This is a genomic window from Fructilactobacillus fructivorans (genome assembly GCF_001434095.1).
Classification (GTDB): Bacteria; Bacillota; Bacilli; order Lactobacillales; family Lactobacillaceae; genus Fructilactobacillus; species Fructilactobacillus fructivorans.
The window spans coordinates 118,333-135,422 of sequence record NZ_AZDS01000002.1; the positions used below are offsets into that span (position 1 = coordinate 118,333).

Below are 17,090 nucleotides of genomic sequence, written 5' to 3' on the forward strand. Positions count from 1 at the left end.
CATGATATACTAAACGTTCTAAATTAATTTATATAATTATTTTTTTATATGATTAAGATGATTGAATTATTAGATGACTAAATTTATAATATAACCTCACTAGGAGATCAGAAGCATGATTGTGAGAGTAAAGGGGGATTTCTATGTACATGGATTCAAAGAAACGTTTTAAGATGTATAAAGCTGGGAAGAAGTGGATGGTGGCAGCCATCGTCACCTCATTTACCATTGGCGGATTAACCATTGGGGCGAGCGCTGATACGACGGTTCCATCGAGTGCGTCGAACGCTGCAGCGGGTGAAAAGACCCAAGAAACGACTGGATCAAATTCAAATCAGTCAGCGGATTCTACCGGAGACCAATCTCAAGATGCTTCGGCTACCAGTAGTACTAGCCAAACTGATCATCACGACCAGGATCAATCAGATGATTCGTCTAAAGCGGCTGATCAGGCAACCCAACCAACCTCGAAATCACAATCAGAATCGCAGGCGGAACCAAAGAATCAGACTGATCAATCAGATCATCAGACCCAACAACCGTCCACTCAGACTTCAAGTGCGGATCAGGCCAAGGATAAGAATGCGCAATCCGACCAAGCTAATCATCAATCAGCTAATGATGAAAATCATCAAGCTCAACCAACCGATTCGCAGGTAGATGACGCAAGTCGTTCTAATCAGAATACCCAAAAGCAACAGGCATCTGATGAAAAGCAGTCCGAGACGGCTAAAAAGGATGATCAATCGACTCATCAGACCGACGTCAACTCGCAACCAGATCAGACCAAGCCGAAGGAACAGACTGATTCATCTGATCAAAAGCAGCCTACTGACCAACCAGATCAAGGACAAAAACAGGCAACTAACAATACCAAACTAGCTAGTGAAGATTCTAATAATAGCTTACCAAAGGGACTTTCCATTACGAGTGACCAAATTAGTGCCCCATCTAGCAACAATTTTAACCAGTTTGGAACCATGGTCATCAGCAATCATGTTGCGGTTAATGATGCTGACGTCACGATTAATCCCGGTGACCGGATCGTTTTTAACATTGCGAATAGTTCAGACGCTGGTAGTGACGCTTTGATGAAGAAGGTTATTAATTGGAATCGGGTTTCTATGACCGGTGGCACTGACTATGGTCACTTAGAGGTGAACGCTAATGGTGGACAGGCTTACTACGTTTTTGATAAGACGATTCGTTTAACAACCGGGATGTTTTCCTTTACTTTGAACGTTCCGTTTCAATCTGATCCCAGTGTGCAACTGGCAGGGGTTAATTTCTCCTCTGAATTTCAGCAAGAAAACGTGACTTATCCACTAGATCAATTCTATTATGGTTACGTGGCTTCCTCTAACATTCCCTCACCTGGCCGAGTTCAAGCCCCTGGATTAAGAGCCGGATTAGGTGGAAATGAGTATGCCGGGGTTACTTCATATGACGGCTCGACCGCTAATAATCCAATTGCAGAGAGTAATGGAACTGCGATGTTTGATCCCACACGGGGTGATCATCCCAGCTTTACCAATGTTTTGTATCCCAATGCTGATCCAGATGGAAACCTCAATAATTTGACTAACAGAACCTGGACCGTCGACATCAAGGGAAATGGAGCTTCCTTTGATCTAAGTGGTCTACGTTTCGGCATCCCACGTGCTGGTCTGCCGTACTCGGTATCGTGGGCTGGTGATTACGCTGGTCAATGGATTACGTTAGACCAGTTGAAACAAGTTTTACCTGGAATTCAGGTGCAAATGGACCAAATCAATTCCAATGACGCCCGATTGTCATTGATTTTTCCCAATGGAGTTGGAATCCAGTACCTCCAATTTACAGGTAACTTCGTCGCACCCGATGTCAGCGGTAAGTATGCGGTTAACTTCGGCTACCATGATGATCAGGGCACTAATTCAAACAACAGTATTGATATGAATCTCGCTTATCAAATTAACAATGAACACGGCTTCTTCCCGACCATTTCGGCCAGTGATAAGTCCCTGAATGCCGACACCTTTGATATTAATAACCTCGACCACTATTTATTAGATGGGACGAGCGTGAATGATGTGCAGGACGGAGCTAACAAGGACGCAATTAAGGTCTCTGATGATGCCGCTCTAAGAAACGCGATCATTAATCATCAAGCTGGAACTTATACCGTGACTTATCAGACGACCAACTCTCTTGGATTGACGAGTTATAAGTCAATTAGTGTGACGGTTTATGTGAGCCAAGATGTGACTGATTCAACGACGGGCACTACTACCATTCATTATGTTGATCAAAATGGCAAGGAAGTGGCTCCTGATAGGGAGATTAAGGCTCATTTCACGCGAACCGGTAAACGGGACCCCTTAACGAACGACGTATCTTGGGGTGACTGGGATAGCGATGATAGTGGTTATAACATTACTTCTCCAACAATTGCCGATATGACACCAAATATGATTCACGTTAGTGGTAATGTTCTTCCTGATGAAAATAATTCAGTGACAGTGGTTTACTCTAATAACACGGAGCAGGTCTCTGATCAAGCAACCGGTCAAAAGAAGATTCGTTACGTTGATCAAGATGGCAATAAGGTTGCTTCAAGTAAAACAATCACGGCTCATTTTACGCGAACCGGTACTAGAGACGTTAAGACGGGTGACATTACCTGGGGTGATTGGACTAGTGATGATACGCATTACGACGTTGCCTCTCCAGAAATTGATAACATGACCCCCGATAAGAGTCAGGTTAGCGGAACGATCACAATGAACGAAAATGATTCGGAAAACGTGGTTTACACCGATAACACGGAACAGGTTAATGATGAAACGACTGGTCAGAAAACCATTAATTATGTCGATCATGACGGTAATGAAGTCGCTCCAAGTAAGACGGTCATCGCCCACTTTACGCGGACTGGAACTAAGAACATGCGAACTGGTAATGTCACATGGAATGATTGGACCAGCAATGACAACCATTATCAGATTACTGTTCCAGTAGTTGATAACATGACTCCAGATAAGCAGCAGGTAAGTGGGACGTTGACGCCCGATGAAAATGAGACCGAAGATGTGGTTTATTCAAACAACACGGAACAGGTCACTGATCAAACAACTGGTCAGACGACCATTAATTATGTCGATTCTGACGGCAAAGAAGTTGCTCCAAGTAAGACGGTAACCGCTCACTTCACCCGAACCGGAACCAAAGATTTAAGAACGGGGAAGATCGAGTGGAACGGCTGGACCAGTAATGACAACCACTATGAGATTACGTCACCGACAATCGCCAACATGACGCCTGATAAGCAACGGGTAAGTGGCACTTTGGTACCTAATGAGGATAACGTTGAAAACGTCGTTTACTCTAAGAATGAACCCGAAGCAACCAAGCCAACGCCCAATGAAAACGGATCACATCCATCGACCCCTGATCATCAAAATGGTGGTAACGGTGGGAATGAATCAAATTCAGGTGAGAATCAGAACTCCAATAGTAATAGGTCCACTTCTAACGAGAATGGAAACAATCAGGATGTGACATCTGGAGAAAATTCAAATTCAAGTTCTTCTAATAGCATGAAACCAGGGGAAAATTCCAAGCCGTCAACGGAATCATCTACTAATGAACAGCAGCCTAGTGAAAGTGCCCCAAGGATTCCCGCTGAATCGACGCAACAGCCAAGACCAAAGGGAACGGTTGTAAATTCCAATCAGGCAAAAACCAGTAAAAAGAATCAGCTTCCACAGACTGGTGAAAGAAGTCACTCTATTTTAGTCGCAGTCGGAGGACTCCTATTGGCTCTTGCTGGAATGCTCGGATTAGGTCATTGGATTAAAAGACGAAAAAAGTCGCAATAAACAGTTAAATTGAATAAAATCATCTAAAATGACCAATGTCGAATAAGTCGATGTTGGTCTTTTTTGTGCTGATTTTCGTGAAAATAAAAAATTTTTGAAAAAATATTTTGTGAATTTTACTTACTTAAAACGGGCGGAAACGGTTAAGGATAGGTTAATTGCAGGCAATAGAGTAAAGTACATGCTACTAGACTTAATTAATTAATTTAGAACTGCTCTTTTAATATATCCAGTCTAATTGCCGCGAGATTAGGATATAAAATGATTAGTTTTTTTAGATTGAAATCCCAATATCGAAAATTCGATAAGGGTCATGTGAAACTAGACTTTTTCCAGTCTTTTAACATATTAATTATTATTTTATAAAACCTCTTTATTAGTATGATTTCCACAAATTGTGAAGAATGTTCATGGGTTGAACGCTGCCGTTATCATGTTTACAATGTTAATTGTGAATATATAAACACCATTTTAAGCGGAAGGTCAAAGTAAGTTGGATATGACTACTGAATCAAACCAAAATGACACAAATCAAATGACTAACCAAACTAATCAAGTAAAAACTGAACAAGATCAAGCTGCAAATGCTTACCAGAAGCAAAATGAACAAGCTAATAATCAACATGCAGTGGTGAATGAGGCAGATAATTCAAGTAACAATGGTAACCATTCAATTACACCAAATTACAATGGCGGTACTCCAGTTGCTCCTAAGCAACCTGTAACACCAAAGCAACCGTCAAATAATGGTGGATTTTCCATTGTTCCAAGTAATAACGGACAAAACGTTCCAGAGACGCCAAAGATGGCTGCTAAGCCAAAATTTCTAACTAACAATGGTGGTACTTCAGTTGCGCCCACTCCAAATGGCCACAAAGAAGTTGCGGTTACTAAGAAGTCCTCTAATCAGATGATTTCTGAACCGCAGAGTAAGCGAGCCATTCACAAAGTGACAAATTCACCACAAAGTAACATTAAGAAGAGCAAGAAAATTTTGCCACAAACTGGTGAAAAGAATTCAGTCATCTTAGAGTTGATGGGACTGGGCTTTATTGCATCTGCTGCCGCTCTAGTTCTTCATGATTTAGAACATCGTATTAAATAACCGCAATTAAATTAATCGTTACGAAAACCACTACCTTATGATAGTGGCTTTTATTTGTGAAAAATTACTTAAATAAGTTGAACAATAAAATAACACTATCTATAATCTTAGAACAACTTGTTAAAGATTACTTAATTTACTGGTAAAAAAATAGGTGCTATAATCACACAAATTTAAAAAAGCGTCAATTTTAAGCGGATTATTCACTTATGATTTTGAAAGAAACTGGAAGTCATAAAGAATATGGAATTTGATTAATTGGAGAACTGACATGAACAAAATATTATTATGTTCAAATTTCTTGGTTGATTTACTTTTTATGATGTTAACCACTTTATTGCCATTATTTATTTTTTCGTTAACAAACTCTTATTCGGATGTAGGGAAAATATTACTTGTTTTTACAATAAGTGTATTAATTGTAAGATTTTCTGTATGGCATTCTGTGGGAAAAATAAAATTAAGGCTTTTACTTGGAACTATATCTTTTTGTACAACTTATGTAATTTTTTTGTTCTTCTTTAAAAGCTTTCTGCTTTATTATATTGGATCTATATCATTAGGAATAGGAATTGGATTAATTCCACCTATAATATTAAATCTTATAACCAACACGCAAAATGTTAAAACAAATGAAAAAAATATCGGTTTATACAATATAACCACGGCGGTATCATCTGCGATCGGACCAATGATTGCAGAATTAATTTATCATACGTCTACTAAACTTCTACTTTTGAGTTGGGTAGTTTTGGCAATATCTTTATTATTATTAATTATAAAAGTAATATCTAACAAGAAAATTAACATCACTGAGAATGTTTATACAGATAGTGCACCATTTAAATTTATATCTTTAAGATTGTTAGTTCTACTTTTGTTTTTAACTGCAATTTCCATTTCTTATGGAACAATAATAAGTTATTTACCAATTTATTTTAGCCATATTCATTTATCAGTAGGTATTTACTATTTCTTATTTTGGCTTTTTTATTCAATAGCTCAGGGATCACACTTTTTGAATTCAAATTGGAAATCTTTAAGCATTATATCTTTAGGAATGATTATTAGTATGGCAATTATTTCTTATAGTCACCAAAGCATATTATCATATATTAGTGGTATTTTATTTGGATATTTATATGGATCAATTTTTAGAATATATTATTCAATAATGTCAAAAATAAAGAATCCAACTTCAAGGAATAATGGATATGGAATAGTAGGACTGATGTCGTATATTGGAGTTGGTATTTCACAGATATTTATTAGTCCATTTTTAAATTTTCCTATTAATAATATTTTCTTTTTAAGTAGTACATACTTAATTCCATTTTTCATATTGATGCCATTAATACTAGGAAGAAAACAACACGAAAAAACGAAATAACTTCCTTTTAGAAGAAGTAAATAACTGCAAAAAAAATACGTGAAATTTTCCACCAAAATCTAAATTAGGGCAAAAAAATAACCTTCAGAATTTTCTGAAGGTTGTTTTTTATTGATCCCACTTGGTTACTAACGAATGACCCACGGTCACAATTGGTTGGTAGCTCATGACCTGGTTGGTCTTGGTGTTGTAGAGAACGTCCCCCATTTTGTCGACGTTGTCGCCACCGTTTTGATTGTACTTCGTGGCGTACGTTACGATGACGCGCACCTTCTTAATGGTGGCAGGACTGTTCGGGTTATCGTACATCTGGAAGCCAACCAACTTACTCTGGATTCCCATACTCTTAACCTTGTCCTTGGTTTTCCGATTTCCCTGTTTGCCAAAGACCTTTTGGTTGTCGGCATAACTGGGACTAATCAATCCCGCTTCTCTTAAGACTTTGGGACGAGCGAGAAATTGTTCGTCATTGTCGTAGGTGTAAAAGATCTGGAAGAATTCGTTGAGATTCTTATACGTCGTGTCCGCACTCTTCTGATTTTGAAGAATACTGCCAGCCTTTTCGTTATCAGTGTTGAGAAGGCGGTCCTTGTAGTTCTTATTTAGTGAATTAAAACGTTGATTGTACGTTTTCTGGTCGGCCGCTAGCGTTGCTTGATTAGTATTGACCTGAGTGTTGATGGTATCGTTATGGATCATCAAGGTGAAAATGGCGAGCAGCATAACAACAATGATGATGAACATGATGGCGAGCACGCTGACGTTCCGACTGAGGTGGAACCTTTTGTTTTTAGCCATTGATTTCCTGACCTCCTAACGCAACAAACGAGTTGGTAAATGATTGGCCAACGAGCGTGGTCTTGTTCTTCTTAACGCTATAATTGACCACGTAGTTTAAGACGTTGGATTTTTGCTTCTTTTTGGAAGCGAAGGTAATGGTAATCATGGCGTTGTAAGACTGGGACTGGTTATCGTAGCGGGCGTTATTAACGGAAATATCCCCAATTTTTCGATTAGCGTATTGCTTGTTTTTCCCCTTCTTACTTAGAATCATTTTAATTAAGGTCGGATCAAAATGGTTTTTCTTCATTTGTTGACTAGCAGCTTGGCGTTGCTTGCTCGACTTTGCCGTGTATCCCATCTTCATGGCTTTTTCATAAATCTGATCATTACTCTTCTGAATGGCAGTGATGTTGACACCGGTTTGGTGCTGTTTCTGAATCTTTTGCGCGGTTTTATTGGCGTTTAACGTATTGGTTTCCTGTTTGACCGTCTTAATCTTAGTCATGAGTTGTTGGTTCTGGACCTTGGCGTGATGAGTTGAGACCAAGAGACACCCTAATAGAATTGCCAGCACGACGATGGTGCAGGCAGCAACCGTGACAGCGATAAGGTGGAAGTCCCGTTTTTGATTGTTCATAGTTTTCCTCGAATTCTGGTAAATGTAGTTATTTTAATTATAACGGCTTTTATGTTGGGGTGTAAATCAAAATTCCATTAAGTTTAATTGACCACCAAATTGTGATGAAATTCTTAAGCAGAATGGTTTCCCTGTGGTTCCGTTCGATGTTAAGTTGTAATTAGTAAAGGAGTGATTAAAAATGGCTAAAGTAGCTGTATTAGTAACAAATGACGTTGAAGATGTTGAACTAACTTCACCAGTTGATGCCCTAAAGAAGGCTGGTCATGATATTACGATCATCGATCAAAAGGCTGGCGAAGAAATTACCGGTAAACATGGTCATAAGACCAAGGTTGACGCAGGCATTGCCGACGTAATGCCTGAAAACTTTGATGCCTTGTTAGTTCCCGGTGGCTTTTCACCCGATCAACTAAGAGGTGATCCACGGTTTGTAAAGTTTGCTAGAAGTTTCTTGTTATCTGACAAGCCAACGTTTGCGATCTGTCACGGTCCCCAATTGTTCATGCAAACTGGACTCGTTAAGGGTCGCACCATGACCGCTTACAAGACGGTTCAAACTGATATTTACTATGCTGGTGCAATCGTAAAAGATGAACCAGTAGTAAAAGATCATAATTTGATCACGAGTCGAACTCCAGATGATTTGGATCAGTTCAACGCTGCCATTGTGGAAGATTTGATTCAATAAAAAGATAGTAAAAATGCTTCACGTATTTAATTACGTGAAGCATTTTTTATTGGTCTTGATAAATCAATTTACCATTCGCAAAGGTCATTAAATTTTGGGCGTCAACTTGGTCACCAAGAAAGGGTGAGTTATGGCCCTTTGATTTCATGTCTTTAGTGGCAATCTGGTGGGGCGCGTTCAAATCCCAGATGGAAAAGTTAGCGTGATTGCCGATTTTAATTTCATTTTCGTTTGATAGGTTGAATTTAGCGGTCGGAGCACTACTCATCCACTTCAACAATTGGGAAAGGGTCACTTTCTTAGTCTTCACTAATTGAGTGTAAAGAAGTGGAAACGCTGTCTCAATCCCAGTGATTCCGAAGGCCGCGTCGTTAAAGGAGTGTCCCTTATCAGCACTGGTGTGTGGAGCGTGATCGGTCGCAATCATGTCAATGGTGCCGTCGAGTAAGCCAGCTAGTAGTGCCTCACGATCTTTTCTGGTCCGCAGGGGTGGATTCATTTTATACATGGGATCGTCAGCTTGGATCATTGAGTCGTCTAGCAGGAGGTGATGGGGCGTTACTTCAGCGGTGACGTTCACACCGTCCGCCTTGGCGCGCCGAATCAGTTCAACGCTTCTGGCCGTCGATACGTGACAGACGTGGTAGTGAACGCCCGTTACCCGAGCCAATTCAAGATCACGAGCAAGTTGGCTGGTCTCGGCTACTTCTGGAGCTCCCTTAAGTCCGAGCTTGTTTGATGCCGAGCCCTCATTCATCACGCCCCCGTTCATTAACGCGTGATCTTCGACGTGTGCCGCAAGTGGGAGACCGGTTTTTGCGATGGACGTCATGGCGTCGTACATGGTTTTGGCGGTTTGAATGCCAACGCCATCGTTACTAAAAGCGACCGCTCCAGCTTTCTTCATCCCATCAAAGTCGACCAACTGGTCTCCGTGCTCGTCGTAGGTCACCGGAGCGAACTGTTTCACACTTATCACACCCTGTTCATCATTGTAATTAATCATCTGCCTTAACTTGTCAGGAGTGTTGGGCACCGGCGTAACATTCGGCATGGCGCAAACGGTGGTATAGCCGCCGTGGGCGGACGCTTCACTTCCGGTTTTCACGGTTTCTTTGTCAGTCTGACCAGGGTCTCTGAAGTGAACGTGGACGTCCACTAATCCGGGTAGCACGGTTTGACCACTGACAGCGATGATTTGATCAGCTTGAGTTGGGTCAATGTGAGGGCCAATTTGGGCGATGATACCATCGTCTAATAGGATGTCACGAGTTTGAAATTCAGAATTCTGAAAAATCATTCCGCCTTGAATTAGAGTTTTCATGGTTAGTCAATTCCCTCAATCTCGGCCTTGTTCACGATGCCCTTGTTGACCAATACGTCGGTTAAAATGGCCATCCGCATGTACATCCCGTTCGTCATCTGTTTGAAGATGCGGGACTTGTCGGCCTCAACGAGGTCAGAATCAATCTCAATCCCACGATTTACCGGAGCTGGGTGCATGATGATCGCGTGGTCCTTCATGGTGTGGTAACGATCCTTGGTCAGCCCAAACTGTTCGTGGTAACTGGCGGCGTCAAAATCCGCGAGTTCCTGTCCGAGACGTTCCTTCTGTACCCTTAGTAACATCACAATGTCAGAGTTTTTGGCAAGCTCATCAACCGTTAAACGTTGACCATAATCTTCAAACTTTTGATCGTACCACTGGTCAGGACCGGCAAATGAGACGTGCGCACCTAGTTTAGTTAGGAGTTCCATGTTGGAGCGAGCAACCCGAGAGTGGTTTAGATCGCCAATGATCCCAACGTTTAAATCCCTGAAGGTGCCGAATTCCTGATAGATCGTCATCATGTCTAGTAGTGATTGGGATGGATGTTGGCCACTACCGTCGCCACCGTTTACAACGCTAATTTTTAGATTTTCATCCAGTAATTTTTGGTAGTACTCGTTTTCGGGATGGCGAATAACCGCGATGTCAACGCCAATCGCCTGTAGGGTCTTGATTGTGTCGGCCAGAGTTTCACCCTTGGTGATCGAACTGGAACCGGCGTTAAACTGCAGGACTTGGATTCCGAGGCGGCGTTCTGCCATTTCAAAGCTGGTGTGGGTTCGGGTGCTATTTTCAAAGAAGAGGTTCATCGCGTAGGTGGGACGATTAAGGTTAACGTTCTTTCCGCGTTGAAATAATTGGGCTAGTTTGATTTTATGTAGGACCTGATCTTCGTCCATGTCGGCTACCGTCACTAGGTCATGCTTGTAAGAATCTGTCATTTTATCCTCCTTGATTTCGATTCGTTCGATTCAGCGCATAAATAAAGGGCCTACTACCAATTAACGTAGTACGCCCATTTCTTGACATCCCAGTTAACTTCCCCATCTCTCTGGATCGGATTAAAGTAGCCTCTATTTATTGATAAACACTCTAACTAAATTAATGCTGAAAGTCAACTGCAATTTGGAGGTAAGGTGTCTTAGTTGACAACGACGGTCCCATCCCGTTATGATAATAACAATTAATCTTTAATTGGTTCAGAGAAGCCAAAAGATTATCTATCTTAACTAAATAAATCGCAGCCACAGTTATGACTTATGGGAACTTCTCTGAATGCCCTAGTCGTAGTTGTGGCTTTTTTATACCAAAGGAGTTATCGACCATGAATCATATTTCGATTTCGGCACGGATTGGCAACGAAACGTTTGAACATCCCTTTGTCAACGCGGCGGGTGTCTTTGATGAAACGGCTCAAGAAATGAACCAAATTTTAAACTCCGAAGCCGGTGGGGTCACCACCAAGAGCGCTACCTTGAAACCGCGGACGGGCAATCCCAAGCCACGGTACGCGAATACAGAGCTTGGCAGTATCAACTCCATGGGACTGCCGAATCAGGGCCTTACATACTATCTCGATTACATCGAGCATAACCAGATTGATAAACCAATCGGCCTTTCCATCTCGGGAACATCCCTTGGTGATAACATTGCGGCTTTAAAGGAGATCCAAAAAAGTGATTTTAACGGCCTCTGTGAGCTGAATTTATCGTGTCCCAATGTGGTTGGTAAACCGCAAATCGGTTACGACTTTGCGGCGATTGCGGCTGCCATGAAAGCGGTTTTCAGTTTTTATACCAAGCCACTTGGATTAAAACTTCCGCCATACTTCGACCTGCAGCAGTACGACGCCGTCAGCGAGATTTTAAACCAGTATCCTTTGACCTACATCAACACGATTAACAGCGTTGGCAACGGCCTCGTGGTTGACGTTGATACCGAGTCCGCTGTCATCAAACCCAAGGGTGGTTTTGGCGGCATCGGTGGTACTTACGTGAAGCCGATTGCTTTGGCCAACGTGCGGGCATTTCGACAACGATTGAATCCTGACATTAAAATCATCGGAACCGGTGGTGTTAGCACTGGAAAGGATGCCTTTGAACTTATTTTGTGTGGTGCTGACATTGTGGAAGTGGGGACAGCACTTCAAAGGGAAGGACCCGATATTTTTGCGCGGTTAGATTTCGAACTAACAAACTTAATGATTCACAAAGGATATCACCAATTATCTGATTTTCGTGGTAAACTTAGGGACAATCAAGACTAACAACAGCGTCACTTGAAGGGGAAGGTACTATGAAATCTGCGATTGAAGTAAACTCAGAGATTGGCCGATTGAAATCGGTATTGTTGCACAGACCCGGAAAAGAAATTGAGAACATCACACCAGCCACGATGAAGCGCATGCTGTTTGACGACGTTCCGTTTCAAAAGATTGCTGACGAAGAGCACGACTACTTCGCGCATCTTCTGCGTGATCAAGGAGTGGAGACGGTCTACATTGAGGATTTGTTGGAGGACGTTTTACAGGATGACGAAGTTCGAGACGACTTTCTAACCACCTATTTGGCCGAACACTACTACACCGGTAAATCGGCGGAAGACATCAAGAAATACTTCGAGACCCTCTCGATTCACGAACTCGTTTCTACGATTTACGCTGGCCTGAGACGTGATAAGATTCACTTTGAACATCCAAGTTTACACGAAGTCGCAGGACCAGATGCGGAAACGCCATTCTTGTTGGATCCGTTACCGAATGCGTACTTTACGCGGGATCCGCAGGCGTCCATGGGATCGGGTTTGACGATCAACCGGATGACCTTTGAGGCCCGACGTCCAGAATCGCTGATTACCGAGTACGTGATGAAGTACCATCCCCGTTTTGCTGGAAAAATTGACGTGTGGCTTGATCGCTATAATGACGCTCGGATTGAGGGTGGGGATGAACTGGTTTTAAACGACCACGTGGTTGCCATCGGTTGCTCACAAAGAACCTCAACCCGCTCCATTGAAAAGTTAGCTCATAGGCTATTTGATGATTCCGACTCTCATTTTGACACTATCGTGGCGGTTGAGATTCCACATAACCACGCAATGATGCATTTGGATACGGTCTTTACCATGGTGAACTACGACCAGTTCACGGTTTTCCCGGGGATTATGCATGGTGGCAAGATGAACATTAACATCCTGCATCCGGGAAATGACCACACCATTAAAATGGAACATCGGACCAGTCTTCCCGCTACCTTAAAGGAGGTTCTGGGACTTTCTGAAATTGATCTGATGGAGACCGGGAACGGCGATCCGGTGGCCGCCCCGCGAGAACAATGGAACGATGGCTCAAATAACTTGGCCATTGCGCCCGGCGAGGTAGTTACCTACGACCGGAACTACGTTTCCATCAAGGTCATGAGGGAACATGGCATCAAGGTTCACGAGATTTTCTCATCTGAATTGTCCCGTGGGCGAGGCGGTGCGCGCTGCATGTCACAACCCATCGTGAGGGAACCATTAAATAATTAAAAATCACTTTTTTAAGTTTGAACCTTAAATTGCGTTTGAAATTTCACCAATTGGACCGGGAATTAACAGTACTAACGCCATGCAGACGAGTAGTACAATTACAAGTACAACAGCAATCCCAATTATAATTTTTGTTGACTTGGGCATAATTTCCTCCTAATCATTTTTGATTAGATCAGTCAAAAGGATGAGCTCCCATGAATTAAAACACACAATCTCAATCTTTTTGAGTTTGATCTTGTGTTCCTCATTTAAGATGGGGTCAAACGGATCGTCAACGGCTCGTGAGATCAACGAAAATTGACCTGGCTTTCGATGTTTCATGGAGCCAATGCGATCCTTTTTCTTATTTTTCTTGTTAATCGTGACAACTTCAAAATTGACTTCACTTTGTGAAAGATAATCGAGGACTTCTTGAAGTGGTTCTTTAAAGGGAAGATCTTCGATGATTTTAATTTGTGGTGTGTCTTTGAGCCCATATTCGGTTGCAAGTGTGCGATATTCAATCATTTGTTTCAGGTAAGGGGTTCCCGTGTTAAAGACGGGAACTTCCTTGGTTAAATCGATTAACTCGTAGTTATCGAGCCGGCCTTCTGTGTCAATGGTTCTCATCAACGCGTACTGGTCGTTGTGCTTTAAAACGTAGCCAACGTCGAATTTGCTTTTGCGTTCATTTTCAAAGTATTCCACCATGGTGGTGGGTTTTAGTTCATCAATATCAATGTCTTCCATGTTCTCACCTCCTGGGCTCAAATTCATCATACCGAAACGCTCATGATAGTACAAACATTTAGAAAAACCAGCTAAAATGGGTGTAAAATACAGATAATAAAAACTAATAAAGAGGTAGTACATGCTAAAAAAACTTGTCAAGAAGCATCAATTTAAAACATTATCACTGGAGTTTGTGGCATATGCGTTTGTCATTTTGGACCTTCTCTACTATGATGCCTTTCATCTGGCAGCCGAAATTGGCCTGATTTTCATTTTTATGGCCGTGCCAATGGCTTTCTTCGAGAAGAACGGATGGGGAAGGCAATGGTCGTGGTTAGCTGCTTCAACCCTAATCTGTGGAGTAGCGGCGTCTGTCATGGATCGGCCGTACTTTGTAATCGCCGTCCTGTTTTTCACGGCCGTCTATGCTTTCATGATCTATCACCCGATTCGTTTGTATCCGAAGTTTTGGATGATGTTGATCTACTGGATGATTTTTATCTTGGGTTACAACGTCATCACGTGGATTGGGCAGAAGATCAACATTGTGACCGAGAGCCATTCCCAACCCCTCAGTTCCAATCTAGAAATTATCGGCATTACGCTGGTGACCATGATACTTCTGACGGTTTTAGGGTACTTTTTGATGCACAAACAATTGGAGCCATTATTGATCAAGAATAGTGTGTTGTTCTGGATTAACGTAGTCCTAAATGCCTTGTTGGTAATACAATCGGTGATTGTGGTTTTCTGGTTAAAATTTGGTCCCGTTAATCTTCACTTTGGTCCTCATTCGATCATGGGTGGCTTTATGATGGTTGGCGGAGGCTTAATTGCCCTAATTATCTACGTCGAGCTGATCTTTATCATTGTTAACTCAGCCTGGGCCAGTCACACGATGGGAAAGTGGCAGGTCGTAACCAGCTTTGTTTACCTTGATCTGGTGATGGTGTTTATCATGCTACTACTGGGAAATTCCCTTGTTTAAATTAAAATAGCAAAATAAAATGGCTTCACGTATTTAGGTACGTGAAGCCATTTTTGGTTTAATTAATTAAAATGCCATTATTAACAATTTGATTCCTTCAATAATGAAGTAGATTCCGATGAAGATAATGACAACGGCGTTGGAAAAGTATGGGGTAAACAATAGAATAATTCCAATGATGATCCCGATAATTCCAGCGGTCACAATCAACCAGTAGTAACGCTTGGGTGATTTTTGTTGGGCCTTTGTGGCAGAGTAAATACTCAGTCCAGAATCCACGATGAACCAGATGGCAAAGGCAATTGCGATTAGATAAAAGCCAAATGATTCACTGAATAATAGGAAGAGACCGATGATAATATCGATAATTCCGTTAAAGATTACTAGATAACTTGAAACGTCAAGATTTTTTTGCAACTGACGGTGAAGCACCAAGTGATACAGACCAATGCAGAGTGCGACGACTCCTAGGATGACCGCTAGTGCTTGCAGAGTTGCGAATGGTTTTACAAAGACGAAGATGCCGGCGGCAATAAAGATGATTCCCGCGATTAAAGCCCATCCGTCAAAACTTTTTTCTTTTGCATTAAACATAAAAACGCTCCCTTTATTAAAGCTATTACTGTGTTAATTATAACGTAATTGGTAAGAAATAGTGTAAAAAAACATATTGTAGGATTCTCTACGTATCTTATTTAGAAGAATGAGGGGAGACATGATTATGCTTTGAAATAATTTTTAATTGACAATTGAATGTTACTGATATGATAATTGTTTAAGGGGAATCAAAATGGCAAAAGCTATGAATGTGGCTGATTATGTTATTAAAAGGTCCGAAAAGATTGGTCAGCCTGTTTCTAATTTGAAATTACAGAAGATTATGTGCTTTTTAAACGTAATTCATTTGTTAAAATGCGCTAAACGACCTTTAATTACTGATAGTAATTTTGAAAAGTGGATGTATGGTCCTGTAATTCGTTCTGTTTATAGGGATTATTCTGCAAATGGGGCGGAACCAATTGTAAAACCAATTCGACATATTAAAGAATATATATTGCATAATGATGGAACGGCAGATTATAAACCCTATGATGAGAAAGAATTAGAGTTGGATATTGAAGATAAAAAATTTATTAATAAATATCTTGAGAAATTATTAAGGTTTAACCCATTTGAGTTAGTTAAATATTCTCATGAAGAGCCTCAATGGAATGATAAAAGTGATATAGATTACAATCAAGAATATACTTATGAATATTACTTAAATAAAAAGAATCGGTTTTGGGATTAATTATGGATAATAATTTAAAGGATAATGTAAATAATAAAGATGACTTTAATTCAACGGTTTGTGATCAATATTGTGATCTCATATTTTCAAGTAAAGCTTTAGAAGAAGATCGTACAAAAAAGTTAGAGAAAATATTGATAACCATGAATGATAATGGAATTCACGTTCCTTATGAAATAATTGCTAAAAGAATATTTGATTATAAAGGTAGAGTAGATAATTTAGTAAATCGTGCTGAGCAAGTTCTTGATACGGTTGCAAATAATAAATGTTCAAAATTAATCGAATCTACCATAAGAAACATCGAATTAACAAAAGTTCAAGATGATTTTATTGATGAGAAAACTAGTAAGGCAAATGATGAATTACAAAATATTAAGGAACAATCTAATAAAATCAGTAAAATGAAAGAGAGTATTTACACTGATTTTATAACTATCCTAGGGATATTCACTGCCATAACATTTGCAATTTTTGGTGGGATTACCAGTGTTTCTCATGCATTTGAGAAAATTCAGAATGTATCTTCCATTGGTGGGGCTTTGATATCAGCAGGCATATCATTTCTTTTAGTTTAAGGAATTGTAATTATTTTGTTTACTGGAGTTTCAAAAATAACAAATTTGGATACCCAATATGAATTTACACATTGGCTAACAGTGACGTTAATTCTTTTTGCGATCGTATCAATAATTGTTGGTATTATACTTATTAGAATATCAGAATGATCGGTTAAATGAAGTTCTATATTATTTTATATAGTTCCGCATTTA

16 protein-coding genes are annotated in these 17,090 nt (G+C 40.6%); 9 read left to right on the top strand and 7 right to left on the bottom strand.

All coding sequences use genetic code 11. The annotated features are described in order from the left end of the window. Positions 1–149: 149 nt before the first annotated feature. The 3 genes from FC73_RS02595 (at position 150) to FC73_RS02605 (ending at position 6,355) form a co-directional block, all read left to right on the top strand. Positions 150–3,860 (top strand): mucin-binding protein, encoded by a 3,711-nt coding sequence (locus FC73_RS02595; RefSeq protein WP_162250896.1) that lies wholly within the window; start codon positions 150–152, stop codon positions 3,858–3,860. Between the two features lie 499 nt (positions 3,861–4,359). Then, positions 4,360–4,965: an LPXTG cell wall anchor domain-containing protein gene (locus tag FC73_RS02600; protein WP_147299369.1), complete on the top strand. Its 606-nt coding sequence runs from the start codon at positions 4,360–4,362 to the stop codon at positions 4,963–4,965. Between the two features lie 271 nt (positions 4,966–5,236). Next, positions 5,237–6,355, top strand: a complete 1,119-nt coding sequence (locus tag FC73_RS02605) for an MFS transporter (RefSeq protein WP_010022287.1) — start codon at positions 5,237–5,239, stop codon at positions 6,353–6,355. Between the two features lie 108 nt (positions 6,356–6,463). On the opposite strand, the gene FC73_RS02610 is transcribed toward FC73_RS02605, so the two are convergent. Both FC73_RS02610 and FC73_RS02615 read right to left on the bottom strand, forming a co-directional pair. Beyond that, on the bottom strand, positions 6,464–7,153 hold the full coding sequence (locus FC73_RS02610; RefSeq protein WP_010022288.1) for a hypothetical protein: 690 nt from the start codon (positions 7,151–7,153) through the stop codon (positions 6,464–6,466). Then, positions 7,146–7,775 carry a hypothetical protein gene (locus FC73_RS02615; RefSeq protein ID WP_010022291.1) on the bottom strand — a complete coding sequence of 210 codons (630 nt, stop codon included), beginning with the start codon at positions 7,773–7,775 and terminating at the stop codon, positions 7,146–7,148. The genes FC73_RS02610 and FC73_RS02615 overlap by 8 nt, the downstream gene beginning before the upstream one ends. 181 nt (positions 7,776–7,956) lie before the next feature. Between FC73_RS02615 and FC73_RS02620 the strand changes: the two genes are divergently transcribed. After that, a complete protein-coding gene (locus FC73_RS02620) occupies positions 7,957–8,466 on the top strand; it encodes a type 1 glutamine amidotransferase domain-containing protein (RefSeq protein ID WP_010022292.1) in 510 nt (169 codons plus the stop codon). 46 nt (positions 8,467–8,512) lie between these two features. Here the strand turns inward: FC73_RS02620 and FC73_RS02625 are convergent, their stop codons facing one another. Next, positions 8,513–9,790, bottom strand: coding sequence for a dihydroorotase (locus FC73_RS02625; protein WP_010022293.1), 1,278 nt, complete (start codon positions 9,788–9,790; stop codon positions 8,513–8,515). 2 nt (positions 9,791–9,792) lie between these two features. Next, the gene (locus FC73_RS02630) at positions 9,793–10,737 is read right to left on the bottom strand and encodes an aspartate carbamoyltransferase catalytic subunit (protein ID WP_010022294.1); all 945 of its coding nucleotides are present in this window, start codon (positions 10,735–10,737) and stop codon (positions 9,793–9,795) included. A gap of 383 nt (positions 10,738–11,120) precedes the next feature. On the opposite strand from FC73_RS02630, the gene FC73_RS02635 reads away from it, so the two are divergent. Both FC73_RS02635 and arcA read left to right on the top strand, forming a co-directional pair. Then, the gene (locus tag FC73_RS02635) at positions 11,121–12,062 is read left to right on the top strand and encodes a dihydroorotate oxidase (protein ID WP_010022295.1); all 942 of its coding nucleotides are present in this window, start codon (positions 11,121–11,123) and stop codon (positions 12,060–12,062) included. Between the two features lie 29 nt (positions 12,063–12,091). Continuing rightward, the gene (gene arcA / locus FC73_RS02640; protein ID WP_010022296.1) at positions 12,092–13,324 is read left to right on the top strand and encodes an arginine deiminase; all 1,233 of its coding nucleotides are present in this window, start codon (positions 12,092–12,094) and stop codon (positions 13,322–13,324) included. A 24-nt stretch (positions 13,325–13,348) separates the two neighbouring features. On the opposite strand, the gene FC73_RS07100 is transcribed toward arcA, so the two are convergent. Further along, a complete protein-coding gene (locus tag FC73_RS07100; protein ID WP_010022297.1) occupies positions 13,349–13,471 on the bottom strand; it encodes a hypothetical protein in 123 nt (40 codons plus the stop codon). 9 nt (positions 13,472–13,480) lie between these two features. After that, the gene (locus FC73_RS02645; RefSeq protein ID WP_010022298.1) at positions 13,481–14,056 is read right to left on the bottom strand and encodes a hypothetical protein; all 576 of its coding nucleotides are present in this window, start codon (positions 14,054–14,056) and stop codon (positions 13,481–13,483) included. A 121-nt stretch (positions 14,057–14,177) separates the two neighbouring features. On the opposite strand from FC73_RS02645, the gene FC73_RS02650 reads away from it, so the two are divergent. Continuing rightward, positions 14,178–15,026, top strand: coding sequence for a hypothetical protein (locus FC73_RS02650; RefSeq protein ID WP_010022299.1), 849 nt, complete (start codon positions 14,178–14,180; stop codon positions 15,024–15,026). A 66-nt stretch (positions 15,027–15,092) separates the two neighbouring features. Here FC73_RS02650 and FC73_RS02655 read toward each other — a convergent pair whose 3' ends face one another. Continuing rightward, positions 15,093–15,620 (bottom strand): DUF308 domain-containing protein, encoded by a 528-nt coding sequence (locus tag FC73_RS02655; RefSeq protein WP_010022300.1) that lies wholly within the window; start codon positions 15,618–15,620, stop codon positions 15,093–15,095. Positions 15,621–15,816: 196 nt separating this feature from the next. Here FC73_RS02655 and FC73_RS02660 point away from each other — a divergent pair, with 196 nt between their 5' ends. Then, positions 15,817–16,317: a Panacea domain-containing protein gene (locus tag FC73_RS02660; RefSeq protein WP_010022302.1), complete on the top strand. Its 501-nt coding sequence runs from the start codon at positions 15,817–15,819 to the stop codon at positions 16,315–16,317. Between the two features lie 2 nt (positions 16,318–16,319). After that, complete coding sequence (locus tag FC73_RS02665; protein ID WP_040472327.1) at positions 16,320–16,895, top strand: hypothetical protein; 576 nt, start codon at positions 16,320–16,322, stop codon at positions 16,893–16,895. Positions 16,896–17,090: the final 195 nt, after the last annotated feature.